The sequence below is a fragment of the Pseudomonas sp. P97.38 genome, assembly GCF_001269745.1.
Taxonomy (GTDB): Bacteria; Pseudomonadota; Gammaproteobacteria; order Pseudomonadales; family Pseudomonadaceae; genus Aquipseudomonas; species Aquipseudomonas chlororaphis_E.
In genome coordinates this window covers 96,258-120,624 of sequence record NZ_LHVJ01000024.1, presented here as the reverse complement: position 1 = coordinate 120,624, position 24,367 = coordinate 96,258, and the positions used below count along the sequence as shown (strand labels likewise).

Below are 24,367 nucleotides of genomic sequence, written 5' to 3'. Positions count from 1 at the left end.
TGGCTTGCAGCGGCTTAACCGATGGTCATCAGGCTGGCGTTGCCGCCCGCCGCCGCGGTGTTGACGCTCAGGGCGCGTTCGATCACCAGGCGTTCCAGCGCGATGCCGGTTTCCCCTTGTGACAGGCCGTGGACCCCGACGATGGCGCCGGCACGCTTGGCCACTTGCTGGCAAACGCTGCGCAGTTGATCCGAGTCACCGTGGTGCAGGACGGCGTCGAACACCACGTCGTCTTTGGTCCAGTCGGAAACCCGCTGGATGCGCGCCTGAATGTCCTTCGGCAAGCGTGCGAACAAGGCCTTGCTCGTGTCGGTTTCCGGCCACACCACCGAGCCGCCCACCGCCAGCACGGCCGCCAGCTGCGTCAGCAGGTCGCCTTCCACGTCGGCCAGGCACAGCACGTGTTCGCGCGGCAGGATCGCGTAGCTGTTGCGTTCGCCGGTCGGGCCGGTCAGCTGGCGGGTAATGCCGCTTTGCGACTGGGCCGCGAACTGCACGCACAGGGCGCTCAGTTCGGCGAGCTTGTGGCTCTCGGCCCAGGCTTGCAGGGCGGTCAGCGGCTTGCTCATGGCGTCGCGCAGGCGCAGGTCCGGTGCATTGAGGGCATCGCTGCGTACGAAGGACTGTTGGATCGCGTCGGTAGGACGAGTCGACAACAGGCGGTACAGGTACAACGGACCACCGGCTTTCGGCCCAGTGCCCGACAGACCTTCGCCGCCGAACGGCTGCACGCCGACCACGGCACCGACGATGTTGCGGTTCACGTAGACGTTGCCGGCGTGGACGTTGTCGATCACCTTGGCGATGGTCTCGTCGATGCGGGTGTGCACGCCCAGGGTCAGGCCATAGCCGGAGGCGTTGATCTGGTTGATCAACTGGTCCAGCTCCTTGCGCTTGTAGCGCACCACGTGCAGCACTGGGCCAAAGATCTCGCGCTGCAATTCGTCGAAGCTTTCCAGCTCGATCAGGGTCGGCATGACAAAGGTGCCACGCTTGCACTCGTCGCTGTCGGCGAGTGCCATCTGGTACACCGTGCGGCCCTTGTCGCGCATGGCCTGGATGTGTTTCTCGATGCCGGCCTTGGCCTCGGCGTCGATCACCGGGCCGATATCCACGCACAGGCGCTCGGGGTTGCCCAGGCGCGACTCGGCCATCGCGCCCTTGAGCATTTCGATGACGCGGTCGGCGGAATCTTCCTGCAGGCACAGGACCCGCAGGGCCGAGCAGCGCTGGCCGGCGCTGTCGAAGGCCGAGGACACCACGTCGATGACCACTTGTTCGGTCAGGGCCGAGGAGTCGACGATCATCGCGTTCTGGCCGCCGGTTTCGGCGATCAGTGGAATCGGGCGACCCTGGTTGTCCAGGCGACCGGCAATGTTGCGTTGCAGCAGGCGAGCGACCTCGGTGGAACCGGTGAACATCACGCCTTTGACCCGCTCGTCGCCCACCAGGCCGGCGCCGACGGTTTCACCGCGGCCCGGCAGCAGTTGCAGGACGCCTTCGGGGATGCCGGCTTCGAGCAACAGGCGCACGGCCTGTGCCGCCACCAGCGGGGTTTGTTCGGCGGGCTTGGCCAGGACCGGGTTGCCCGCGGCCAAGGCGGCCGCCACCTGGCCGCTGAAGATGGCCAGGGGGAAGTTCCACGGGCTGATGCAGACCACCGGGCCCAATGGGCGGTGGGCGTCGTTGGTGAAGTCGTTGCGCGCCTGCACCGCGTAGTAACGCAGGAAGTCCACCGCTTCACGCACTTCGGCGATGGCGTTGGCGAAGGTCTTGCCGGCCTCGCGGGCCAGCAGGCCCATCAATGGCTGGATCTCACCTTCCATCAGGTCGGCGGCACGCTCCAGGATCGCGGCGCGTTCGGCCGGTGGCGTGGCCTGCCAGATCGGCGCGGCGTTGAGGGCGCATTGGATGGCGTTGTCGACATCGGCGACGGTGGCTTCCTGGACATGGCCAACCACGTCGCGATGATCGGACGGGTTCAGCACCGGTGCCGGGGTCTGCTCGCTGGCGGCGCAACCGAGCATCGGCGCGGCTTTCCAGTCGTTATGAGCGGTGGCCAGCAGCGCGCAGGACAGCGAAGCCAGGCGATGCTCGTTGGCCATGTCGATGCCACTGGAGTTGGCGCGTTCACTGCCGTACAAGTCACGCGGCAGGGGGATGCGCGGATGCGGCAGGCCGAAACCACCTTCCAGGGTCGCCATCTGCTCGATGCTGGCGACCGGGTCGGCCACCAGTTCCTGGATCGAGATGGACTGGTCGGCAATGCGGTTGACGAACGAGGTGTTGGCGCCGTTTTCCAGCAGGCGACGAACCAGGTAGGCCAGCAGTGTCTCGTGGGTGCCGACTGGAGCGTACACGCGGCACGGACGGTTCAGCTTGCCTTCGGAAACCTTGCCTACAACTTGCTCGTACAGCGGTTCACCCATGCCGTGCAGGCACTGGAACTCATACTGCCCCGGGTAATAGTTCTGTCCGGCGATGTGGTAGATGGCCGACAGGGTATGGGCGTTGTGGGTGGCGAACTGCGGGTAGATGACTTCCGGCACCGACAGCAGCTTGCGGGCACAGGCAATGTAGGAAACGTCGGTGTACACCTTGCGGGTGTACACCGGGTAGCCTTCCAGGCCTTCGACCTGGGCACGCTTGATCTCGCTGTCCCAGTAGGCGCCTTTTACCAGGCGGATCATCAGGCGGTGACGGCTGCGGCGGGCCAGGTCGATCACGTAGTCGATCACATACGGGCAGCGTTTCTGGTACGCCTGGATCACGAAGCCGATGCCGTTCCAGCCGGTCAGTTGCGGCTCGAAGCACAGGCGCTCGAGCAGGTCCAGGGACAGCTCCAGGCGGTCGGCTTCTTCGGCGTCGATGTTCAGGCCGATGTCGTATTGCTTGGCCAGCAGGGTCAGCGACAGCAGGCGCGGGTACAACTCGTCCATGACGCGTTCGTACTGGGCGCGGCTGTAGCGTGGGTGCAGGGCCGAGAGCTTGATGGAAATACCCGGGCCTTCATAAATCCCACGGCCGTGGGACGCCTTGCCGATCGAGTGGATGGCTTGTTCGTACGAGGCCAGGTACTTCTGGGCGTCGTGCTCGGTGAGTGCCGCTTCACCCAGCATGTCGTAGGAATAGCGGAAACCCTTGGTCTCGAACTTGTTGGCATTGGCCAGGGCTTCGGCAATGGTCTCGCCGGTGACGAACTGCTCGCCCATCAGGCGCATAGCCATGTCGACGCCCTTGCGGATCATCGGCTCGCCGCTTTTGCCAATGATGCGGCTCAGGGACGACGTCAGGCCTGCTTCATTATGGGTGGCGACCAGCTTGCCGGTCAGCAGCAAGCCCCAGGTGGCGGCGTTGACGAACAGCGAAGGACTGTTGCCCAGGTGCGGCTGCCAGTTGCCGGTGCTGATCTTGTCGCGGATCAGCGCGTCGCGGGTGCCTTTGTCGGGGATCCGCAACAGGGCTTCGGCCAGGCACATCAGTGCCACGCCTTCCTGGGACGACAGGGAAAATTCCTGCAGCAAGCCCTGAACAATCCCGGCACGTCCGCCGGCACTCTTCTGATTGCGCAGTTTTTCAGCAATCGACGCGGCCAGCTTGTTGGTGGCCTCGGCCATTTGCGCGGGGAGGCGGGCCTGCTCGATCAGCATGGGCACCACTTCCGGCTCGGGGCGACGGTAGGCTGCGGTGATGGACGCGCGCAGCACCGATTGCGGCAGGATGCTTTCGGCGAATTCGAGGAAGCATTGGTGGGCGTGGTCGGCCTGGACCTCACCGGCATCGTCGCTGTCGGCACGGGTCGAACCGTTCAGCTCGGTCAGGGTTGCACCACCCTCGAGTTTCTCCAGGTAATTGAAAATTGCCTGCTTGATCAGCCAATGGGGCGTGCGATCAATCGAGGTTGCGGCGGCCTTCAGGCGTTCGCGGGTCGGGTCGTCGAGTTTGACCCCGAGGGTAGTGGTAGCCATATTTTTATCCTCATGTTTGCCACGATCGCGTGGCATCAGCTGGCGGCAAGATTAGCTGCGCGCCGAATGAGGTGCAACCGGGTGCAACCCTTTTTTGGATGAAATACTCGGCAGCTCATCAGGAAAGAATCTCCGATTTGCTGGTGTTGCACTTTATTGGTGCCCGATGCTCCGATTGCGCCGTCGCCTTTGCACTAAAACGGCGCAAAACCTGGTGTTTTTCCGATAAAACCGATCAGGTGCAACTTATTCGAGCGAAACTGGTTGCACCTAATTTCGTTTCTTGAATAGGATTCGCCGCCAAGGTGCAACCGGTTTCGACCGAGGAGCATCCGCCGATGGCTTTCCTGGGGAAACATCGGTCATACATTCGCGGGCCTGCCAATCGTCGCCATACTGTTCGTGTGGTCGACGCCTGCCTCTGCCACCGCAACATAAAAACAAAGCCAGGGCGTTATTCATGAGTGTTAGCAATCCAACCCTGATCACGTTCGTGATCTATATCGCAGCCATGGTCCTGATCGGCCTGATGGCGTACCGCTCCACCAACAACCTTTCCGATTACATCCTGGGCGGTCGCAGCCTCGGCAGCGTAGTCACGGCCCTGTCTGCCGGTGCCTCCGACATGAGTGGCTGGTTGTTGATGGGCCTGCCGGGCGCCATCTACATGTCGGGCCTCTCGGAAAGCTGGATCGCCATCGGCCTGATCGTCGGTGCCTACCTGAACTGGCTGTTCGTGGCCGGGCGGCTGCGGGTACAGACCGAACACAACGGTGACGCGCTGACGCTGCCGGACTACTTCGCCAGCCGTTTCGAAGACAAGAGCGGCCTGCTGCGGATCATCTCCGCCGTGGTGATTCTGGTGTTCTTCACCATTTACTGCGCTTCCGGCATCGTCGCCGGTGCCCGTCTGTTCGAGAGCACCTTCGGCATGTCCTACGAGACCGCGCTGTGGGCCGGCGCTGCCGCGACCATTGCCTACACCTTCGTCGGCGGTTTCCTGGCCGTGAGCTGGACCGATACCGTCCAGGCCACCTTGATGATCTTCGCGTTGATCCTGACGCCGATCATCGTGCTGCTGGCCACCGGTGGCGTGGACACCACGTTCCTGGCCATCGAGGCGAAAGACCCTGCGTCTTTCGACATGCTGAAGAACACCACTTTCATCGGCATCATCTCGCTGATGGGCTGGGGCCTGGGTTACTTCGGCCAGCCGCACATCCTGGCGCGCTTCATGGCCGCTGATTCGGTCAAGTCGATCGCCAACGCCCGTCGCATCTCCATGACCTGGATGATCCTGTGCCTGGGCGGCACCGTGGCGGTCGGCTTCTTCGGGATTGCCTATTTCTCGGCTCACCCTGAGGTGGCAGGTCCTGTGACCGAGAACCACGAGCGCGTGTTCATCGAGCTGGCCAAGCTGCTGTTCAATCCATGGATCGCCGGTGTCCTGCTGTCCGCCATCCTGGCGGCGGTGATGAGTACCCTGAGCTGCCAGTTGCTGGTGTGCTCCAGCGCCCTGACCGAAGACTTCTACAAAACTTTCCTGCGCAAGGGCGCTTCCCAGCTGGAACTGGTCTGGGTCGGCCGGGCCATGGTGCTGTTGGTGGCGTTGGTCGCCATTGCCCTGGCGGCCAACCCGAATAACCGCGTGCTGGGCCTGGTGAGCTACGCCTGGGCCGGCTTCGGTGCCGCGTTCGGCCCGGTGGTGTTGATCTCGGTGATCTGGAAAAACATGACCCGTAACGGCGCATTGGCCGGCATCCTGGTGGGCGCGATTACCGTGATCGTCTGGAAGCACTTCGAGCTGCTGGGCCTGTACGAAATCATCCCGGGCTTCATTTTCGCCAGCCTGGCCATCTATTTCGTCAGCAAGATGGGCTCGCCTACCACCGGTATGCTGCAGCGCTTCGAAGCGGCCGAGAAAGATTTCCGCCTGAACCAGTAAGGTGTTCAGCGAAGCCTTGATGGCTGGCTGAAGGTTGTATCGCAAAACGGCCCGTCTCTTGTGGAGGCGGGCCGTTTTTTTATGGCGGGTGTCCAGGGGCGGTGCATGGAGCCGGGTTGAAGGGGGCGCCGCTTTCGCGAGCAGGCTCGCTCCCACCGTTGAAGAATGTCTATCGGAAAATACTGCCTGTCTCGCGGCTTTTTCTACGTCTAGGTCGTAGGGCAAATCTGTTTTTCCGGGTGAGGGGGTTGTTCACCCGATGGTTCGTGCAGAATCGCCAGCCTTCATTCAGCAGAGGGACATCGGATGGTCGCACCTGCCCACTTGCCCCGTTTCACCCTGACGCTCGACGGCGTGCCCCATGCGCTCAAGGTGCTGGAATTCACAGGCAAGGAAGCCATCAGCCAGCCCTATCGCGTTGACCTGGAGCTGGTTAGCGAGCGGCCCGACCTGGCCCTGGAAGAACTCCTGCACCGCCAGGCCTTCCTGGGGCTAGACGATCATGGCCGGGGTCTTCACGGCCAGGTCTACAGCGTGGCCCAGGGCGACTCGGGCAAGCGCCTGACCCGTTACCGGATCACGCTGGTGCCGCGCCTCGCCTACCTGCGTCACCGCATCAATCAACGGATTTTCCAGCACCTGAGCGTGCCGGCGATCGTCGCCCGGATCCTCGGTGAGCACGGTATCCAGGGCGATGCATTCCAGTTCAGCCTCGGTGGCCAGTACCCCGAGCGTGAGTATTGCGTGCAGTACGCCGAGAGCGACCTGGCCTTCATCGAACGGCTCTGTGCCGAGGTGGGCATCCATTATCACTTCCGGCACAGCCCCGGCGGCCATCTGCTGGTGTTTGGCGACGATCAGACGGTGTTTCCCCGTTTGCCCGAGCCGACGCGCTATCTGCCGGGCAATGGCATGGCGGCCAGCGAGCCGACGATCATGCGCCTGGCGGTGCGGCTCGAAGCCCGGACCACTGCCGTGACGTTGCGCGACCACGACTTTCGCAAGCCCGGGCTGGTGCTGCAGGCTGATGTCGACAGCCAGCAACTGCCGGCGCTGGAGGACTATCGCTACCCCGGCCAGTTTGCCGATCGCGAGCAGGGCCGGCACCTGGCCCAGCGTGCACTCGAGCGCCACGGCGCCGACTACCAACTGGCGCAAGGGCACAGTGACCAGCGAGCCCTGGCCAGCGGGCACTTCCTGCACATACAGGGCCATCCTCGCGCGCCGTGGAACGATCTCTGGTTGCTCACGGCCATCACCCATCATGGCCGCCAGCCACAGGTGCTGGAGGACGCGAGCGATGACGGCCTGGAGGATTTCCAAGGCTACCGCAACACCTTCCATGCCACGCCCTGGGATGTGCTCTACCGTCCGCCCCTGGCGCAGGAAAAGCCCCGTGCCCACGGTTACCAGTCAGCCGTGGTGACCGGGCCTGTCGACAGCGAGATCCATTGCGATGCGTTCGGGCGGGTCAAGGTGCAACTGGTCTGGGACCGCGACGGCCAGGGCGATGAGCATGCCAGTTGCTGGCTGCGCGTGGCCTCCGGCTGGGCCCATGATCGCTATGGCGGGGTGATGATCCCTCGGGTTGGCATGGAAGTGCTGGTCGGATTCATCGACGGTGACGTAGACAAGCCGTTGGTGGTGGGTTGCCTGCCCAACGGCGCCAACCCGGTGCCGCTGGACCTGCCGGCGGACAAGACCCGCAGCATCCTGCGCAGCCAGAGCAGCCCGGGAGGCGGTGGTTACAACGAATTGCGTATCGAAGACCGCAAGGGCGCCGAGGAAATCTATCTGCGCGCCCAGCGCGACTGGACCCAGCACGTCTTGCATGACCAGCGGGTGCAAGTCGATCACGAGCGCAGCATCGTGGTCACGGGGGCGTCGCGGCACGAGCTCAAGGCTGATGAGCTGCGCACGACCCACGGCCGGCGCCAGGTTGAAGTCCGTCAGGACGATCACTTGCGGGTGATCGGCGAACGGCATATCCACGTGACCAGCCAGGCCCTCAGTGCTGCCCAGCAATACCATGTCGGTGCCGGCCAGCAGGTGGTGCTGGATGCCGGCGTCAGTGCGACGATCCAGGCCGGTGGTCATTGGATCAATATCGGTGCCGGCGGGATATTCAGTAGCGTGCCCATCGAAGTGGGCGGCGCGCCGATGGCCGTGATGGGCGCGGCGCCTGGCGTTTCCCGCGGCCCTGAGAGCCCGCTCGCCGCCGCGGCTCCTCGGCTGAGTCTTGGGCAAATCCTGAGCTTGCAAGGCCAGGCGCCGTTCTGTGAAGAATGTGAGCGATGCCGGATGGGCGTTTGCAGCATGCCGCCGGACCTTCATGGGCCCGCTGTTTTCCAGGTGCGCCCATGACGCCCCGTGCCTGGCTCCGAGACCACCCGTTGCGGGCATCCGAGCAACTGTTCGCCGTCGTCAGCAACGCCAGCGGCGCAGGGCCGCTGTCTGCCTGGAAGCGCTCGATGACCACGCCGGCAAGCCCGATCTGGGCGGGCACGCCGTACGCCGAGTGGGAATCGGTCATGCCATATGTAGGGCTTGTCACTCCGGACAGTGAGTTTCTTGATTGGATAGCGACCACCGATGCGCTCGATTGGGGCTGGCTGGCGGTGTCTTCTGCCAGCCAGCAAAGGGTTGCCGAACATCTGTGCGGGTTGACACAGGTGTTGTTGCCCGACGCCAAGGCGGTATTTTTCCGCTTCTGGGATGGGCGCTTCGTGCGGCCGATCCTGCAATCGGCGCACGTTGATGCCGCCGTGTTGCTGCCGGTGCTCAGCCGCTGTCTGATCAATGGCCAGCCGCTGGCGCTGCAAGGCAATGCCCGGTGTGAGGCTCGGGCGTTCCCATGGTGGACGGTGCCGGAGGCGTTGCTCAGGTCATTGGCTGATGGGTCGAGCGATTGCCTGCTGGATAACCTGCTCAGGTGGCTGGATGAAGCGCACCCGGACCTGTTCGAGCAGGTTGACGAGCGCATCCTGCGGCGCAAGGTTGCGCATTTCCTCAAGGCGCCCGGGCAACCGCTGAAGGCGGCATTGCTGCAATTTTTGGCGCTCGAACTGGGGGACCGCCCACTCGGCTGCGAACCCTGACGTTCGGCGCACTTCAAGGTAAACTCGTCGCCCTTCGCAGGAGCCGCCATGAATTATCGCCATGCCTTCCACGCCGGCAATCACGCCGACGTGTTCAAACACCTGACCTTGACCCGCCTCATCGCGCTGATGTCGCGCAAGGAGCAGCCCTTCGCCTACCTCGACAGCCACGCGGGCATCGGGTTGTACGACTTGCAGGGCGACCAGGCCAATCGTACCGGTGAATACCTGGAAGGCATCGCGCGGTTATGGGGCCAGGATGACCTGCCGCCGCTGACCGCCGATTACATGAAAGTCCTGCACGACATGAACCCGGACGGGCAGTTGCGCTACTACCCCGGTTCCCCGGAATTGGCGCGGCGCCTGACCCGTGCGCAGGACCGCGTGCTGCTCAACGAGAAGCACCCCGAAGACGGCGTACTGCTCAAGGACAACATGAAGGGCGACCGTCGCGTGGCGGTGCACTTGGGTGAAGGTTGGCATGTGCCTCGGGCGTTGCTACCGGTCCCGCAGAAGCGCGCCCTGATGTTGATCGACCCGCCTTTCGAACAGCTTGACGATATGCAGCGCTGCGCCGCCTCCCTCAAGGAAGCCATCGGCCGGATGCGCCAGACGGTGGCGGCGATCTGGTACCCGGTGAAGGATCAGCGCCTGTTGCGCCGTTTCTACCAGGACCTGGCTGGCACCGGCGCGCCGAAATTGTTGCGCGTGGAGCTGTTGGTCCACCCGCTCGCCACTCCCAACAGCCTGAACGGCTCCGGCCTGGCCATTGCCAACCCGCCGTGGGGACTGGAGGAAGAGTTGCGCGATCTGCTGCCGTGGCTGTCGAAAAAGCTCGGGCAGACCCAGGGTGGCTGGCAGATGGATTGGTTGATCGCCGAGCATTGATTCGTGTTGACGAGGCGCCAGGGCGGGCGCTTTCGCGAGCAATCTCGCTCCCACAAAGCCCTCCTGAAGCCCGGCTCAAGCCCCGGTGATCAGGTTGACGCTGGTGATTCGGCCGTTCCAGATCATCTCGTAGTGAGCGGCCTGAAGAATCGATGACACCGGGCGCGGGGTCATCAGCGCCCAGCAATGGCTACCCGGGTTGCGTACCGATCGGTAGCGCAGCCCCGGACAACCTTCGCGCTTGACGGCCTTGCCCAGCAGATGGGCGGTGCTGTAGTCATCCGGGTCATAGATGGGGTCTGTCATGGGCAAGATCAGCGCATCTTTCATCGCTGCGTCCGTGAAGTGGCAGGAAAGCTCGCGGAAGACAAAGCGTTCATAGTTGAGGCCCTGCACCTTCGACCAGTAGTGGTTCTGGTGGTACTGCACTTCGGCCAGCGCCGTTTCGGCGGTGTCGGCCAGGTACAACACGCCGAAGCTGCCGTCGCTGAACCGCGAACCGGCGGGATTGACGTGGGTGAACGGCGCCGTCGCGTAGGCGCAGCCCGGAATGCCGAAGGGGATTTCCTGGCGGGCGATCAGTTCCAGGCGTCCCACTTCGTTCTGCAACCTGGGGTTGGTCAGGGCCTGGATCCGATAAAGGACTTCGAACTCATCAGCGTCGGCCACATCGTCGAACAGGGCGATGGGCGGGAATTTGGAGTTCACCAGCCTATGGGCCGTCAGGGGCTCGCCGGGCCGTTCGGGCAGATCGACGGCCTTCACCATTGCGCGCCTCGCAACGCGTCGATCCTGCGAAACGTCTCGTAGAGGGAAATCATGTCGCCCCGGGCCATGATCTCCAGCGGGGCGTGCCCATTGAAAAACTCGTTCTCATTGGGCATCGCCGCAAAACCATAGACGTTTTCGGGGTTGTCGAAAATGAGGCGCAAGGCGCCGTGGATATTCAGCACCAGGCTGATGCGTTGCAACTGGTCGGAGTCCAGGCTGACGGACCAGTTGGTTTCACGTTGCTTGGCGCGTGTATAGGTGCTGCGGGAAATACGCAGGATCCGACAGGCCTGGTCACTGGTTGCCTGCCATTTTTCCAGGATGCCCAGCACCGTCCGAAGACCGGTCACGCACTCGTCCTTGGTCAAGGCTTGGGCTGAAAGAGCAGGGGTCATGACGATTACCTTTTTGGTCTGTAGAGCCAAAAGTAGCAATATGCAGTCTGTAGATCAAGTTTGCGGTCAAGTGCAAGGGAAGGGCGATGACCGGACACCTTCTTCCCTTGCATCGGGCTGGGGCTCAGTTACCCGCGAGGCTCGGCGGCATGCAGACGCCTGTGCCGCCAATCCCGCAGTAGCCCTCGGGGTTCTTCGCCAGGTATTGCTGGTGATACGCCTCGGCGTAGTAGAACGTCGGCGCCTCGTCGATCTCGGTGGTGATGTCCCCCAGGCCAGCCTTGGCCAGCTCTGCCTGGAACACTTGCTTGCTCTTCTTCGCGGCTTCCAGTTGCTCGGGCGTGGTGCAGTAGATCACCGAGCGGTACTGGGTGCCGATGTCGTTGCCCTGGCGCATGCCCTGGGTCGGGTTGTGCAGTTCCCAGAACATCGCCAGCAGGGCTTCGTAGCTGACCTTCTCCGGCTCGTAGACCACCAGCACCACTTCGCTGTGGCCGGTCAGGCCGGAGCAGACTTCTTCGTAAGTCGGGTTGGGGGTAAAGCCGCCGGCGTAGCCCACCGACGTGCTGTAGACGCCTTCGCGTTGCCAGAAGCGGCGTTCCGCACCCCAGAAGCAACCCAGGCCGAAGATGGCGAATTCGACGTTGCCTGGGAATGGGCCGAGCAGCGGGTTGCCGTTGACGAAGTGCTCGTCCGGCACCTTGATCGGGGTTTCGCGGCCGGGCAGGGCTTGTTCTTGAGTAGGGAGCACGTTTTTGTTCACCAGGATTTCCGAGCGCAAGACCATCATCAGTCCTCTCAGTCAGATTGAGTTGAGCGAGTTCACGCAATAAGACTGTCAGTGTGCCCGAGTGTTACATCGCTGTCAGTCAATTGGTCCGCGCGGGTAGCGCTTGAGCTTCTCGATCAGCTCGGCGCCGGGGATCGGCCGGTCGAACAGGTAGCCCTGGCCGACGTCGCATCGGTGGCGCCGCAGGAAGGCCAGTTGCTGGGCGGTCTCGATGCCTTCGGCCACGACCTTGAGCTTGAGGTTGTGGGCCATGGCGATCACCGCCGAGGTGATTTCCATGTCGTCCTGGTTGTCCGGGATCTCATGGATGAAGCTGCGATCGATCTTGATGATGTCGATCGGGAATTTCTTCAGGTAACTCAGGGACGAATAACCGGTGCCGAAATCGTCCATCGCCAGGGTCAGGCCCAGGCGCTTGAGCTGGTCGAGCTGCAGGTGGGTGTCTTCGGTGGCTTCCAGCAGCAGGCCCTCGGTCAACTCCAGTTCCAGCAGCCGGGCGGGCAGTTGCTCCTCCTTGAGGATGCTGGCGATGGAGGCGACCAGGTCCGGGTCGGAGAACTGCTTGGGCGACAGGTTGATCGCCACTTGCAGGTTGCCCAGGCCGGCGGCGGTCAGTTGCTTGCTCATGCGGCAGGCCTGGCGGGCGATCCACTTGCCGATGGGGATGATCAGGCCGGTTTCTTCGGCCACGCTGATGAACTGGTCGGGACGGATCATGCCCTTTTCGGGATGGTTCCAACGCAGCAGCGCTTCCATGCCCAGCAGTCGACCGCTGCGCAGGCATAGCTTGGGCTGGTAGAACACGTCCAGTTCGTTCTGGGTCAGGGCCCGGCGCAGGTTGTTTTCCACGAACAGCTTGTAGCTGGCCTCGGCGTTCAAGGCCTCGGTGAAGATCTGCACCTGATGCTTGCCGTTGGCCTTGGCCTTGTGCAGGGCGAGCCCGGCGTTGCGCATCAGGGTCTGGGGATCGCGACCGTGCAACGGTGCGCAGGCCAGGCCCACGGAGCCGGTCACGCTGATCAACTGGTTGTCGACGAACATCGGTTTGTCGAGGGTCATCAGCAACTGGCTGGCGACCTGCTGGCCGGCTTCCAGGTCCGTGTCGTCCAGCAGCACGGCGAACTCGTTACTGGCGAACCGCGCCAGGCTGCCGCTGGGGCTCAGGCTGTTGCGCAAGCGCCGGGCCAGGCTGATCAGCAGCTTGTCGCCGGTCTGGTGGCCGAGGCTGTCGTTGATGCGCTTGAAGTTGTCGATGTCCACCAGCAGCAGGCTGATGGGCGAATCGCTGTCCCGGGCGAAGCGTTCATCGAGGTTGCGGATGAACGCCGGACGGTTGCCCAGGTTGGTCAGGTTGTCAGTGTAGGCCAGGCGCTCGATACGCTGCTGGGCCAGCTTGGTCTGGGTAATGTCTTCGTAGATGCCGATGTAATGGGTCAGTTCGCGATTGTCGCCATAGACCTTGGAAATCGACAGCTGGCCCCAGTAGGGTTCCAGGTTCTTGCGCCGGCTCTTGAACTCGCCTTGCCAGCTGTTGCTCTGGGCCAGGGCGGACGGTGCGTCGAACAGCAGCTCGCTGAGATTCTCCAGGGCCGGCAGCTCGGACAGGCGCTGGCCGTGGACTTCCTCGGTGGAGTACTGGGTGATCGCCGTGAAGCTCGGGTTGACGTATTCCACCACGCCGTCGCAATTGACCAGCAGGAAGGCGTTGGCGCTCTGTTCCACGGCGCGCTGGAACAGGTGCAGGGCGCTGGTGGCGGTGCGTCGGTTGTGGTTGTTGATCACCTGGGCGAACTGGTCCGCCAGCTCACCGGCAAAGGCGATTTCGTCGGACTGCCAGGCGCGGGTGACGCCGACCTGTTCCAGGCACAGCACGCCCACCACCTGGCCGTCGATGCGCACGCTGGCGTCGAGGATGGCGTTGACGTCGCGGGCGCGCAGGTTCTCCGCCAGTTCCCGGGTGCGCGGGTCGCGCATGGCGTTGTGGGCATCGATGGCACGACACGATTGCAGCGCTTCCATGTAGTTGGGGTAGTCGCTGGCGTCGATGGCCGCTGGCAGGAAGTGCGCTTGGGAGGCTCGGTTGAAGGCGGTGATCGGCACCAGCTTGCCGTCTTCAAGGTTCCAGAGGCTGGCGCTGTCGATCTGATAGATGTCACAGGCACTGCGGGTGATGAGTTCGGCGGCTTCGAGCAGGGAGTTGTTAGCGCTGTAGCGTTGTCGGGTCAGCAGCAGGATCAGGTCCTGCTGGGCGCGTACCCGGTCCAGGTGCTGGAGTTGCTCCTGCTGGGCGCGCTGGTTCAACTCCAAGGCAATCTGCAGGCGCGAGTTCTGGGTTTCCAGGTCGACGGCCGGCAGGGACGGCTCGTCTTGCAGCAGGCTGTCCACCACCAGCAGGTAGCCGCGCAACAACTGACGATTGTGCTGCTTATAGGCTTCGCCCGTTTCCAGCAGGTTCATCGGGCCCTTGGCGGTGTGCAGCGTATAGCGGATCTGGTAATGCGAGTCTTGAGCCAGTTGTTCCTGGATGGTGTCATGCAACTGGTAGCGCGCTTCGGGTTCCATCAGGCTGGCGTAGGGCGCGCTGACCAGCGAACAGAGCTCCACCGCCGGCAGGCCGAAGTAGCGCTCGCAATTGGGATCGAGGAACAGCAGCGCCCAGCTCGCTTCATTCAGCCGTTCGAAACGCAGCATACCGAGCCGCGAGGGCACCGGTAACTGCGTCACTACCTCGGCCGCCATACGGCTGGCGGCATCGGGTTGGCTTTTCATGGGGAAACTCGCTTCGAAAATGCTGATCGCGCCGGGCTGACGCCCTCGTTCTTACGGACTGCCGCAAGGTTGCATCATTGCGGCACTGGCTGACAAGAGACATGAAGGCCAAGTGCTATAAACCTTTTATCGGCCGACGAAGGGATTTCTCCAGTCGCCAGCCGATCAGAGGGCACGCCAGGTGATGCCGTCCGTCACCGCAAGGGAATATCGACGGTCTGCACCGGGTTGCCGTCACGGTCGTGGAACGTGGCCTGGACGCTCTGGGCCGTGATGTTCAGGCGTGCGAAGTTATCCTGGCTGAGGACTTTGCTGGTCAGTTCGTAGCGATATTCTCCGTCGCCCGTGCGGGCCATGGGCTGGTCGAAGATAAAATCCGTGGCCTTGGCATAAGGCAGCAGCTTGCTGTTGCAGAACGGCGAGGCCACCAGGGTGTTGACTTCGAAATCAGGATCCTCGCTGTGTCGCAGGCGGCTGGTCATGGCGCCATGGACATCGCCCGAGATGAAGATCACGTTCCTGACCCGATGCTTGCGCAGGGTTTCCAGCAGCCGCAGGCGCTGTTGCGGGAAGGCCTGCCAGGCATCTCCATCATTGCGCTTGCTGTCGGGGTAGAACAGCACGCTGGTCACCACGAACTTGACCCGGGCGGGGCTGCCAACGAGCCATTGGAGCAGGGCCTGCTCCTGCTCTTCATCCAGGAGGCGGCGGTCATCTGCCGACAGGTTGCGTTGGGTACGGCTGTCGGTGACGAACCATCCGACGTCGCCGTGGGCAAACCGGTACCAGTAGCGTTTGAGCGACTTATCCAGCGTGCCGTTGGCCAAGCGTTCATGGGCCGGGCCATGGCTGGCCTGGTAAAGCGCGTACGCACTCATGGCGTTGGCATAGAGCACCTCGTCGTTGCCGGACCTGTTGGCGGGCCAGTTGTCTTCGATTTCGTGGTCGTCGAGGATCATGTAGGTGGGCACCTGCGCCATCAGTCGCCGGATGTGCGGCTGGGAGAATGCCGTGCGGTACTTGAAGAGAATGTCCTTGTAGGTCCGGTCAGGGGCCACCACGTTCAGGTCGTCGAGGTAGACCTGGTCCCCGGTCATCAGGACCGCGCTGATCGGCGGGTCGGCCTGGGCCACGACGCGGTTGATGCCGGCAAAGGTGCGGTCCCCGAGCGCGGGCCGCGAAGGCACGCCGGCGGTGATCCGCAGGTAGCGGCAGGAGCCGACGATATAGGCGCGCGGCAGGCCGGGCTCGTTGGTTGGCGTGCGCAGGCGATAGGTGTTCCTGGGCCATTGCAGCGGCAGTTCCTCAACGGTCCCTATGGTGTGGGTCGGGCTTAGCGGGCTGAACCAGCCTGCCTGGTATTCATAGGCCGTACCGGGCTCAAGGCCATCGAGCACGATGACATCGGACATGTCGCGGTAGGCCTTCAACTGGACGAAATGGCCCTTCGACCAGTGGGCGTCGCCCAGGCGCCGGTAGCGAACACCGGCGAATACCAGGCTGTTGTCATGATCGCCGCGCAAGAATATCCGCGCGTGATCCGTCGTGGTGTGGCCAACGATCGGGCCGACGGTGGGTATGAACATATTCGAATCCATTCGAAATGCAGCGTTTCAGTTAAGGAGGGTACGAGCGCAAGGGTGTCGCGCTGTGCCGATGCTAAGGCGCGAGGCGGGACAAATATCGACAGGCGAGGGGACGCAGGATGTGGGCAATGACTAACAGAGGGCGTAGTCAGTCAGGCGGGGAAGGGTAGGAAAGTTTGCCGGTGTACGGCGTGGCGCTTCAGCCCTGACGGCCAGGCAAAAAAAGCCCCGTCAAATGGACGGGGTTGAGGTACGAGCGTGGCGCTCGGAAAACAGCGGTGCGAGTGGCCCTTCCCTGGGGAAGGGCCACTCGGCGTTACAGCAGGATGGTACGAATGTCGCCCAACAGATCGCTCAGACGCTTGGTGAAGCGTGCAGCAGCGGCACCGTTGATCACGCGGTGATCGTAGGACAGCGACAGCGGCAGCATCAGCTTCGGCTGGAAGGCCTTGCCGTCCCAGACCGGCTGGATGGTGGCCTTGGAAACACCCAGGATCGCCACTTCCGGCGCGTTGACGATCGGCGTGAAGCCGGTGCCGCCAATATGGCCGAGGCTGGAGATCGTGAAGCAGGCGCCCTGCATGTCGTCGGCGGTGAGCTTCTTGTTTCGGGCTTTTTCGGCCAGGGCAGCGGCTTCGCCAGCCAGTTGCAGCAGGCTCTTCTGGTCGACGTTGCGGATGACCGGTACCAGCAGGCCTTCCGGGGTGTCGACGGCGAAGCCGATGTGCACGTACTTCTTGCGGATCACAGCCTTGCCGCTTGGAGCCAGCGAACTGTTGAAGTCCGGCAGTTCCTTGAGCAGGTGCGCGCAAGCCTTGAGCAACAGGGGCAGCACGGTCAGCTTCACGCCGGCCTTTTCCGCCACGGCTTTCTGCGCCACGCGGAAAGCTTCCAGCTCGGTGATGTCGGCCTGGTCGAACTGGGTCACGTGCGGAATGTTCAGCCAGCTGCGGTGCAGGCTCGACGCGCCGATCTGCATCAGGCGGGTCATGGCTACTTCTTCGGTTTCGCCGAAGCGGCTGAAATCCACCGCCGGGATCGGCGGAATGCCCGCGCCACCCGAGGCGCCTTCGGCCGGTGCGTTCTTGGCCTTCTGCATCATGGCCTTGACGTACACCTGCACGTCTTCTTTCAGCACGCGGCCGTGTGGGCCGCTTGGGCTGACAGCCGACAGCTCGACGCCGAACTCACGGGCCAGTTGTCGCACTGCAGGGCCTGCGTGAACCTTGGCACCGCTTGGCGCAGGGGTCGCGGCAGGGGCCGGTGCTGGCGCAGCCTCGGCCTTAGCGGCAGGGGCGGCAGCGGGAGCGGCTTCGGCCTTGGCAGCCGGCGCGGCGGCTTGAGCAGGTGCTGGCGCGGCAGGAGCAGCAGCGCCGGCCACTTTCAGCTTCAGGATCAGGTCACCGGTTCCGACTTCGTCTTCCAGCTTGATCTCGACGCTCTCCACCACACCGGCGGCGGGCGATGGGATTTCCATGCTGGCTTTGTCGGATTCCAGGGTGATCAGCGACTGGTCGGCTTCGACGGTGTCGCCGACCTTGACCAGGACTTCGATGATCTTGGCCTTGCCCGACGAACCGATGTCCGGGACATGGATGTCCTGGACAGACGCTTCGGCTGGTGCGGCCGCCGGTGCTGGGGCTGCTTCGGCAGCCGGTGCGGCAGCAGGCTTTTCAGCGGCGGCCGGGGCCGCTGCCGGCGCGGCCGCTTCAGGCGCCGCGGCGGCGCCCTCGACTTCCAGCTCCAGCAGTTCGTCGCCTTCTTTCAGGCGATCGCCCAGCTTCACTTTCAGGCTCTTGATGACGCCGGCCTTCGGCGCAGGCACTTCCATGCTGGCCTTGTCCGACTCGAGCGTCAGGATGCTCTGGTCGGCTTCGATACGGTCGCCGACCTTCACAAACAGTTCGATTACTTCACCTTCACCGCTGCCGATGTCAGGTACGCGAATGAGTTCGCTCACGAAAATTCTCCTCAGCAGTCCAGTGGGTTGCGTTTTTCTGGATCGATGCCGAACTTGGCGATGGCTTCGGCCACCACTTTCGGTTCGATATCGCCGCGGTCAGCCAGGGCTTCCAGGGCTGCCAACACAACGAACTTACGGTCGACTTCGAAGAAGTGACGCAGCTTCTTGCGGCTGTCGCTACGGCCGAAACCGTCGGTGCCCAGCACTTTGAACTCCTTGGAAGGAACCCACTGGCGGATCTGCTCGGCGAACAGCTTCATGTAGTCGGTAGAGGCAATGACCGGACCCTTACGGCCGCTCAGGCACTCTTCGACATAGCTCAGCTTAGGCTTCTGGCCAGGGTGCAGACGATTGCTGCGCTCCACGGCCAGGCCGTCGCGACGCAGTTCGTTGAAGCTGGTGACGCTCCAGACATCGGCACCGATGTTGAATTCCTCGCGCAGGATCTTCGCCGCCTCACGCACTTCGCGCAGGATGGTGCCGGAGCCCATCAGCTGGACGTGGTGCGCGGCTTCGCGGGTGTCTTCCTCGAGCAGGTACATGCCCTTGACGATGCCTTCCTCCACGCCGGCCGGCATGGCTGGCTGCTGGTAGGACTCGTTCATCACGGTGATGTAGTAGAAGACGTCCTGTTGCTCTTCGGTCATCTTCTTCATGCCGTCCTGGATGATCACCGCCAGCTCGTAGCCGTAGGTTGGATCATAGGTGCGGCAGTTCGGGATGGTGCCGGCCAGCATGTGGCTGTGACCGTCTTCGTGCTGCAGGCCTTCACCGTTGAGGGTGGTACGGCCGGCGGTGCCGCCGATCAGGAAGCCACGGGTGCGGCTGTCGCCAGCGGCCCAGGCCAGGTCGCCGATCCGCTGGAAGCCGAACATCGAATAGAAGATGTAGAACGGCAGCATCGGCTGGTTGTGGCTGGAGTACGAGGTACCGGCGGCAATGAAGGAGCTCATGGCGCCCGCTTCGTTGATGCCTTCCTCGAGAATCTGGCCCTTCTTGTCCTCGCGGTAGAACATCACCTGGTCTTTATCGACTGGCTCGTAGAGCTGGCCGACGGACGAGTAGATGCCCAGTTGGCGGAACATGCCTTCCATACCGAAGGTACGGGCTTCGTCCGGGATGATCGGGACGATGCGCGAGCCGATTTCCTTGTCCTTGACCAGTTGCGCGAGGATCCGCACGAAGGCCATGGTGGTGGAGATTTCACGGTCGCCCGAGCCGTCCAGGATCGCCTTGAGGGTGTCCAGTGGCGGGGTCGGGACGCTGAAGCTCTTGGCGCGACGCTGTGGCACGAAACCACCCAGCGCGGCACGGCGCTCGGCCAGGTAACGGGCTTCGGCGCTGCCTTCTTCAGGTTTGAAGAACGGCAGGTTTTCCAGCTCGCTGTCCTTGACCGGGATGTCGAAGCGGTCGCGGAACAGCTTCAGGCTATCGACATCGACCTTCTTGGTGTTGTGCGCGGTGTTCTTCGCTTCGCCGGCGCCGGTGCCATAACCCTTGATGGTCTTGGCCAGGATGACGGTCGGCTGCTCTTTGTGGTTGACCGCTTCGTGGTACGCCGCGTAGACCTTGTACGGGTCGTGGCCGCCACGGTTGAGTTTCCAGATCTCGTCGTCGGACAGATCGGCAACCATCGCCTTGAGTTCAGGCGTGTTGAAGAAGTGCTCACGGACGAACGCGCCGTCCTTGGCCTTGTAGTTCTGGTACTCGCCGTCGATGACTTCGTCCATGCGGCGTTGCAGGATGCCGTCGACGTCCTTGGCCAGCAGTGGGTCCCAGAAACGGCCCCAGATGACTTTGTTGACGTTCCACTGGGCACCACGGAACACGCCTTCGAGTTCCTGGATGATCTTGCCGTTGCCGCGAACCGGGCCGTCGAGGCGCTGCAGGTTGCAGTTGATGACGAAGATCAGGTTGTCCAGCTTCTCGCGGCCGGCCAGGGAGATCGCGCCCAGGGATTCCGGCTCGTCGCACTCGCCGTCGCCCATGAAGCACCAGACTTTCTGCTTGCCCGGCTCGATGAAGCCACGGGCTTCCAGGTACTTCATGAAACGTGCCTGGTAGATCGCCTGGATCGGGCCCAGGCCCATGGAAACGGTCGGGAACTGCCAGAAGTCAGGCATCAGCCAAGGGTGCGGGTACGAGGACAGGCCGTTGCCGTCCACTTCCTGGCGGAAGTTGTTCATCTGGTCTTCGGAGATACGGCCTTCCATGAACGCACGGGCGTAGACGCCGGGCGATGCGTGACCCTGGAAGTAGATCAGGTCGCCGCCGTGTTCATCGGTCGGGGCCTGGAAGAAATAGTTGAAGCCGATGTCATACAGCGTCGCGCTGGAAGCGAAGCTGGAGATGTGACCGCCCAGGTCAGAATCTTTCAGGTTGGTGCGCATGACCATGGCCAACGCGTTCCAACGTACCAGCGAGCGAATGCGGCGTTCCATGAACAGGTCGCCAGGCATGCGTGCTTCGTGGGTCACGGGGATCGTGTTGCGGTACGGCGTGGTGATGGCGTAGGGCAGTTGCGAGCCGCTGCGGGTCGCGAGTTCACCCATACGGGTCATCAGATAATGAGCACGGTCTTCGCCTTCTTTGTCGAGAACCGATTCCAGGGCGTCCAGCCATTCCTGGGTTTCGACGGGATCGAGGTCTTGCATGGCTTGCTCCAGGGCGGAAAGGCTACCAGAATCGGTTGCCTGAGTTTGCGACTGGCCTTGTGGGCAGACGATATAAATTCTTGGATTGCCGAAGGTAGATTCGACGGCGTGTAGTTTTACTACAAATCGTTGGCCGTTTCAGCTTTTCGAATGTATAGACGAGTAGTAAAACTACACAAGAGCGGCTTATGGCCCCTCGTTTCGTTGTGAGAATAATCGTTACTGTTGGTCTTTACCCAACTCGAACAGGTAAAAACTTGATGTCGGCTGCCAATAAAATCAGATTTTCAGCTATTTATCATCTTTGTTCGACAGTCGATCAGGTAGTGGTTTTTGAAAAAACACTACATCCAGCCTTCCCCGCGCCGATCAAGGATAGACCATGAGCCTGCCCTCGCTTGCCGAAGTACCGGTCATTCTCCAGTCATTGGTCAGTCGGGCCGAGGAGTCGTTCCGTGCGGCGGTCGCTTCGCTCGACGACGACCACGGCCTGTCGAGCTGGACGCCGCAGCACTGGGAGGCATTCCGGCGCGTCGCTGCCGCCAGTGACTTTGTCATCGAGCAAAGTGTGCGTGACCCGGCGATGCTGTTGGCGCTGGTGCGCAGCGGCGAGCTGGACCGCGGCTTCGCCCCCGGCGAGATGCGTGCGCAGATTGGTGCCGCGGTCCAGGCTGCCGAGACCGAAGACGAACTGGGCCGCGTCCTGCGTCGCCAGCGCACGCGCCAGCAGGTGCGGATCATCTGGCGCGACCTGACCCGCCAGGCCGACCTGGTGCAAACCTGCCGCGATCTCTCCGACATGGCCGATACCTGCATCGACGAGGCCTACCATTGGTTGTACCAGCGCCTCGCCCAGCAGTTCGGCACCCCCACCGGGCGGCGCAGCGGCGAGCCGCAGCAGATGGTCATTCTCGGCATGGGCAAGCTGGGGGCGGTGGAGCTGAACCTGTCGTCGGACATCGACCTTATCTTTGCCTACCCGGAGGGGGGCGAAACCGTCGGCGTCAAGCGGCCGCTGGATAACCAGGAGTTCTTCATCCGGGTCGGCCAGCGCCTGATCAAGGCCCTGGACCCGATCACCGTCGACGGTTTCGTGTTCCGCGTGGACATGCGCCTGCGTCCTTATGGTTCGGCCGGCGCACTGGTGCTGAGCTTCAATGCCCTGGAGCAGTATTACCAGGACCAGGGGCGCGACTGGGAACGCTACGCCATGATCAAGGCGCGCGTGGTCGCGGGTGACCAGGTGGCCGGTGCGCAGTTGCTCGACATGCTGCGTCCGTTCGTTTATCGCCGTTACCTGGACTTTTCCGCCATCGAAGCGCTGCGCACCATGAAGCAGCTGATCCAGCAGGAAGTGCGGCGCAAGGGCATGGCCGACAACATCAAGCTCGGGTCGGGCGGGATTCGCGAGGTGGAGTTCATCGCCCAGGCGTTCCAGCTGATCCACGGCGGTCGCGACCTGAGCCTGCAGCAGCGCCCGCTGCTCAAAGTGCTGGGCACTCTCGAAGGCCAGGGGTATCTGCCGACCAAGGTGGTCGACGAGTTGCGCCAGGGTTATGAATTCCTGCGTTATACCGAGCACGCGATCCAGGCCATCGGCGATCGCCAGACCCAGATGCTGCCGGACAGCCCGCAGGACCAGGCGCGGATTGCCTTCATGCTGGGGTTTGCGCACTGGCCGGCGTTCCATGAGCGGTTGATGTATTGGCGCGAGCGGGTGGCCTGGCACTTCGGCCAGGTCATTGCTGACCCCGACGAAGACGAGGGCAGTGAGAGCGAAGTGGTGGTGGGCGGCGAATGGCTGCCGTTGTGGGAAGACAGCCAGGATGAGGAGGCGGCCTGCCGCCAGTTGGAGGCGGGCGGTTTCAGCGATGCGGCCAAGGCCCTCAAGGCCCTGGCTGTCTTGCGCGGCAGCCCGCAATTGCGAGCGATGCAACGCCTGGGGCGCGAGCGTCTGGACGCCTTCATTCCGCGCTTGCTGGCCCAGGCGGTGGAGCATGCCAACCCGGACCTGGTGCTGGAGCGCGTATTGCCGCTGGTTGAAGCGGTGGCGCGCCGCTCGGCTTACCTGGTGCTGTTGACGGAAAACCCCGGCGCCCTGCGGCGCTTGCTGACCTTGTGCGCGGCGAGCCCGTGGATCGCCGAGCAGATCACGCGTTTTCCTTTATTACTCGATGAACTGCTCAACGAGGGGCGCTTGTTCAAGCCGCCGCTGGCGCCGGAGCTGGCCGCCGAGTTGCGCGAGCGCCTGACACGAATTCCCGAGGATGATCTTGAACAGCAGATGGAGGCGCTGCGGCATTTTAAGCTGGCGCACCGCCTGCGGGTGGCTGCATCGGAAATCGCCGGCAGCCTGCCGCTGATGAAAGTCAGCGACTACCTGACCTGGCTGGCCGAGGCGATTCTCGAACAAGTGCTGGCCCTGGCCTGGCGCCAGACGACCGCCAAGCATGGCGTGCCGTTGCGCACTGACGGCAGTTTGTGCGATCCGGGCTTCATCATTGTCGGTTATGGGAAAGTCGGCGGCCTTGAATTGGGGCATGGTTCCGATCTGGACCTGGTCTTCATCCACGACGGCGACCCGCAGGCCGAAACCGACGGGCCGAAGCCGATCGATGGCGCCCAGTTCTTCACCCGGCTTGGCCAGCGGATCATTCACTTGCTGACGGCCCAGACCAACTCCGGGCAGCTCTATGAAGTGGACATGCGCTTGCGTCCGTCCGGGGCGTCGGGGTTACTGGTCAGCTCCCTCGGGGCGTTTGCCCGTTATCAGGAAAATGAAGCCTGGACGTGGGAGCATCAGGCACTGGTGCGGGCCCGGGTGCTGGTGGGCAGCCAGGACGTGGGCCTGGCATTTGAAAATGTCCGCGCCCAGGTCCTGGGGCGCAAGCGTGACTTGTCGATGTTGCGCCAGGAGGTCAGCGAGATGCGCGCCAAGATGCGCGATAACCTCGGCAGCAAGGCCACCGCTGCCGGAACCGCGGCAAATGCCTTCGAGGCCACGGCGCCGTTCGACCTCAAGCAGGACGCCGGAGGTATCGTCGATATTGAATTTATGGTGCAATACGCGGCCCTGGCGTGGTCCGAGGAACACCCGTCGTTGCTGCGCTACACCGATAACATCCGCATTCTGGAAGGGTTGCAGGAGGTCGGGTTGATGCCGGCCGAAGACGCCACCTTGTTGCGCGAGGCCTACAAAGCCTACCGCTCCGCCGCCCACCGCCAGGCCCTGCAGAAAGAGGCCGGGGTGATTGCAGGCGACCAGTTCGTGGATGAACGCCGGCAGGTGCTGCGGATCTGGCGGACGTTGGGGTTGAATTGAGTACTGATTGATGTGGGAGCGGGCTTGCTCGCGAAGGCGGAGTGTCAGGCGAAGTAGAGGCTGCATGTGCCAGCCTCTTCGCGGGCAAGCCCGCTCCCACAGTTGGATTGGCGGTGCTTCACCGCACTTGAGGCGAATGAAGACCCCTTGTGGGAGCGGGCTTGCTCGCGAAAGCGCAGTGTCAGGCAAAATAGATGTTGGATGTGCCGGCCCTTTCG

At 63.0% G+C, this 24,367-nt stretch carries 13 protein-coding genes; 5 read left to right on the top strand and 8 right to left on the bottom strand.

The annotated features are described in order from the left end of the window. Window positions 1–14: 14 nt before the first annotated feature. The gene (gene putA, locus AD664_RS18480) at window positions 15–3,968 is read right to left on the bottom strand and encodes a trifunctional transcriptional regulator/proline dehydrogenase/L-glutamate gamma-semialdehyde dehydrogenase (protein ID WP_047736096.1); all 3,954 of its coding nucleotides are present in this window, start codon (window positions 3,966–3,968) and stop codon (window positions 15–17) included. A gap of 460 nt (window positions 3,969–4,428) precedes the next feature. On the opposite strand from putA, the gene putP reads away from it, so the two are divergent. The 4 genes from putP to AD664_RS18460 all read left to right on the top strand — a co-directional run bounded on the left by putP (window position 4,429) and on the right by AD664_RS18460 (window position 9,899). Next, on the top strand, window positions 4,429–5,913 hold the full coding sequence (putP, locus tag AD664_RS18475; protein WP_042727908.1) for a sodium/proline symporter PutP: 1,485 nt from the start codon (window positions 4,429–4,431) through the stop codon (window positions 5,911–5,913). Between the two features lie 306 nt (window positions 5,914–6,219). Continuing rightward, the gene (locus tag AD664_RS18470) at window positions 6,220–8,277 is read left to right on the top strand and encodes a type VI secretion system tip protein VgrG (protein WP_047736095.1); all 2,058 of its coding nucleotides are present in this window, start codon (window positions 6,220–6,222) and stop codon (window positions 8,275–8,277) included. Continuing rightward, window positions 8,274–9,011, top strand: a complete 738-nt coding sequence (locus AD664_RS18465; protein ID WP_047736094.1) for a DUF4123 domain-containing protein — start codon at window positions 8,274–8,276, stop codon at window positions 9,009–9,011. Before AD664_RS18470 ends, AD664_RS18465 begins: the two co-directional genes overlap by 4 nt. A gap of 48 nt (window positions 9,012–9,059) precedes the next feature. Continuing rightward, window positions 9,060–9,899, top strand: coding sequence for a 23S rRNA (adenine(2030)-N(6))-methyltransferase RlmJ (locus tag AD664_RS18460; protein WP_047736093.1), 840 nt, complete (start codon window positions 9,060–9,062; stop codon window positions 9,897–9,899). Window positions 9,900–9,974: 75 nt separating this feature from the next. Here the strand turns inward: AD664_RS18460 and AD664_RS18455 are convergent, their stop codons facing one another. From AD664_RS18455 to aceE, 7 genes are all read right to left on the bottom strand, one after another. Continuing rightward, window positions 9,975–10,667, bottom strand: coding sequence for an RES family NAD+ phosphorylase (locus tag AD664_RS18455; RefSeq protein ID WP_047736092.1), 693 nt, complete (start codon window positions 10,665–10,667; stop codon window positions 9,975–9,977). Next, window positions 10,661–11,065 carry an antitoxin Xre-like helix-turn-helix domain-containing protein gene (locus AD664_RS18450; RefSeq protein ID WP_047736091.1) on the bottom strand — a complete coding sequence of 135 codons (405 nt, stop codon included), beginning with the start codon at window positions 11,063–11,065 and terminating at the stop codon, window positions 10,661–10,663. The genes AD664_RS18455 and AD664_RS18450 overlap by 7 nt, the downstream gene beginning before the upstream one ends. Window positions 11,066–11,189: 124 nt before the next feature. Then, window positions 11,190–11,852, bottom strand: a complete 663-nt coding sequence (msrA, locus tag AD664_RS18445) for a peptide-methionine (S)-S-oxide reductase MsrA (protein ID WP_042730827.1) — start codon at window positions 11,850–11,852, stop codon at window positions 11,190–11,192. Window positions 11,853–11,930: 78 nt separating this feature from the next. Next, entirely contained in the window at window positions 11,931–14,624 is a 2,694-nt protein-coding gene (locus AD664_RS18440; RefSeq protein ID WP_047736090.1) for a bifunctional diguanylate cyclase/phosphodiesterase, read from the bottom strand. 194 nt (window positions 14,625–14,818) lie between these two features. Next, window positions 14,819–16,210, bottom strand: a complete 1,392-nt coding sequence (locus AD664_RS18435) for an alkaline phosphatase D family protein (RefSeq protein ID WP_047736089.1) — start codon at window positions 16,208–16,210, stop codon at window positions 14,819–14,821. Window positions 16,211–16,526: 316 nt separating this feature from the next. Then, window positions 16,527–18,170 carry a dihydrolipoyllysine-residue acetyltransferase gene (aceF, locus tag AD664_RS18430; protein WP_047736088.1) on the bottom strand — a complete coding sequence of 548 codons (1,644 nt, stop codon included), beginning with the start codon at window positions 18,168–18,170 and terminating at the stop codon, window positions 16,527–16,529. A gap of 11 nt (window positions 18,171–18,181) precedes the next feature. Next, on the bottom strand, window positions 18,182–20,827 hold the full coding sequence (gene aceE, locus AD664_RS18425) for a pyruvate dehydrogenase (acetyl-transferring), homodimeric type (protein ID WP_047736087.1): 2,646 nt from the start codon (window positions 20,825–20,827) through the stop codon (window positions 18,182–18,184). Window positions 20,828–21,209: 382 nt separating this feature from the next. Between aceE and glnE the strand changes: the two genes are divergently transcribed. Further along, the gene (gene glnE / locus AD664_RS18420) at window positions 21,210–24,149 is read left to right on the top strand and encodes a bifunctional [glutamate--ammonia ligase]-adenylyl-L-tyrosine phosphorylase/[glutamate--ammonia-ligase] adenylyltransferase (RefSeq protein WP_042731220.1); all 2,940 of its coding nucleotides are present in this window, start codon (window positions 21,210–21,212) and stop codon (window positions 24,147–24,149) included. The last annotated feature ends 218 nt before the right edge of the window (window positions 24,150–24,367 follow it).

Coding starts and splice junctions, on each gene's coding strand:
- putA (WP_047736096.1), bottom strand. CDS start 3,968: ATGGCTACCACTACCCTCGGGGTCAAACTCGACGACCCGACCCGCGAA.
- glnE (WP_042731220.1), top strand. CDS start 21,210: ATGAGCCTGCCCTCGCTTGCCGAAGTACCGGTCATTCTCCAGTCATTG.
- AD664_RS18440 (WP_047736090.1), bottom strand. CDS start 14,624: ATGAAAAGCCAACCCGATGCCGCCAGCCGTATGGCGGCCGAGGTAGTG.
- putP (WP_042727908.1), top strand. CDS start 4,429: ATGAGTGTTAGCAATCCAACCCTGATCACGTTCGTGATCTATATCGCA.
- aceE (WP_047736087.1), bottom strand. CDS start 20,827: ATGCAAGACCTCGATCCCGTCGAAACCCAGGAATGGCTGGACGCCCTG.
- AD664_RS18435 (WP_047736089.1), bottom strand. CDS start 16,210: ATGTTCATACCCACCGTCGGCCCGATCGTTGGCCACACCACGACGGAT.
- AD664_RS18450 (WP_047736091.1), bottom strand. CDS start 11,065: ATGACCCCTGCTCTTTCAGCCCAAGCCTTGACCAAGGACGAGTGCGTG.
- AD664_RS18455 (WP_047736092.1), bottom strand. CDS start 10,667: ATGGTGAAGGCCGTCGATCTGCCCGAACGGCCCGGCGAGCCCCTGACG.
- AD664_RS18465 (WP_047736094.1), top strand. CDS start 8,274: ATGACGCCCCGTGCCTGGCTCCGAGACCACCCGTTGCGGGCATCCGAG.
- AD664_RS18460 (WP_047736093.1), top strand. CDS start 9,060: ATGAATTATCGCCATGCCTTCCACGCCGGCAATCACGCCGACGTGTTC.
- msrA (WP_042730827.1), bottom strand. CDS start 11,852: ATGGTCTTGCGCTCGGAAATCCTGGTGAACAAAAACGTGCTCCCTACT.
- AD664_RS18470 (WP_047736095.1), top strand. CDS start 6,220: ATGGTCGCACCTGCCCACTTGCCCCGTTTCACCCTGACGCTCGACGGC.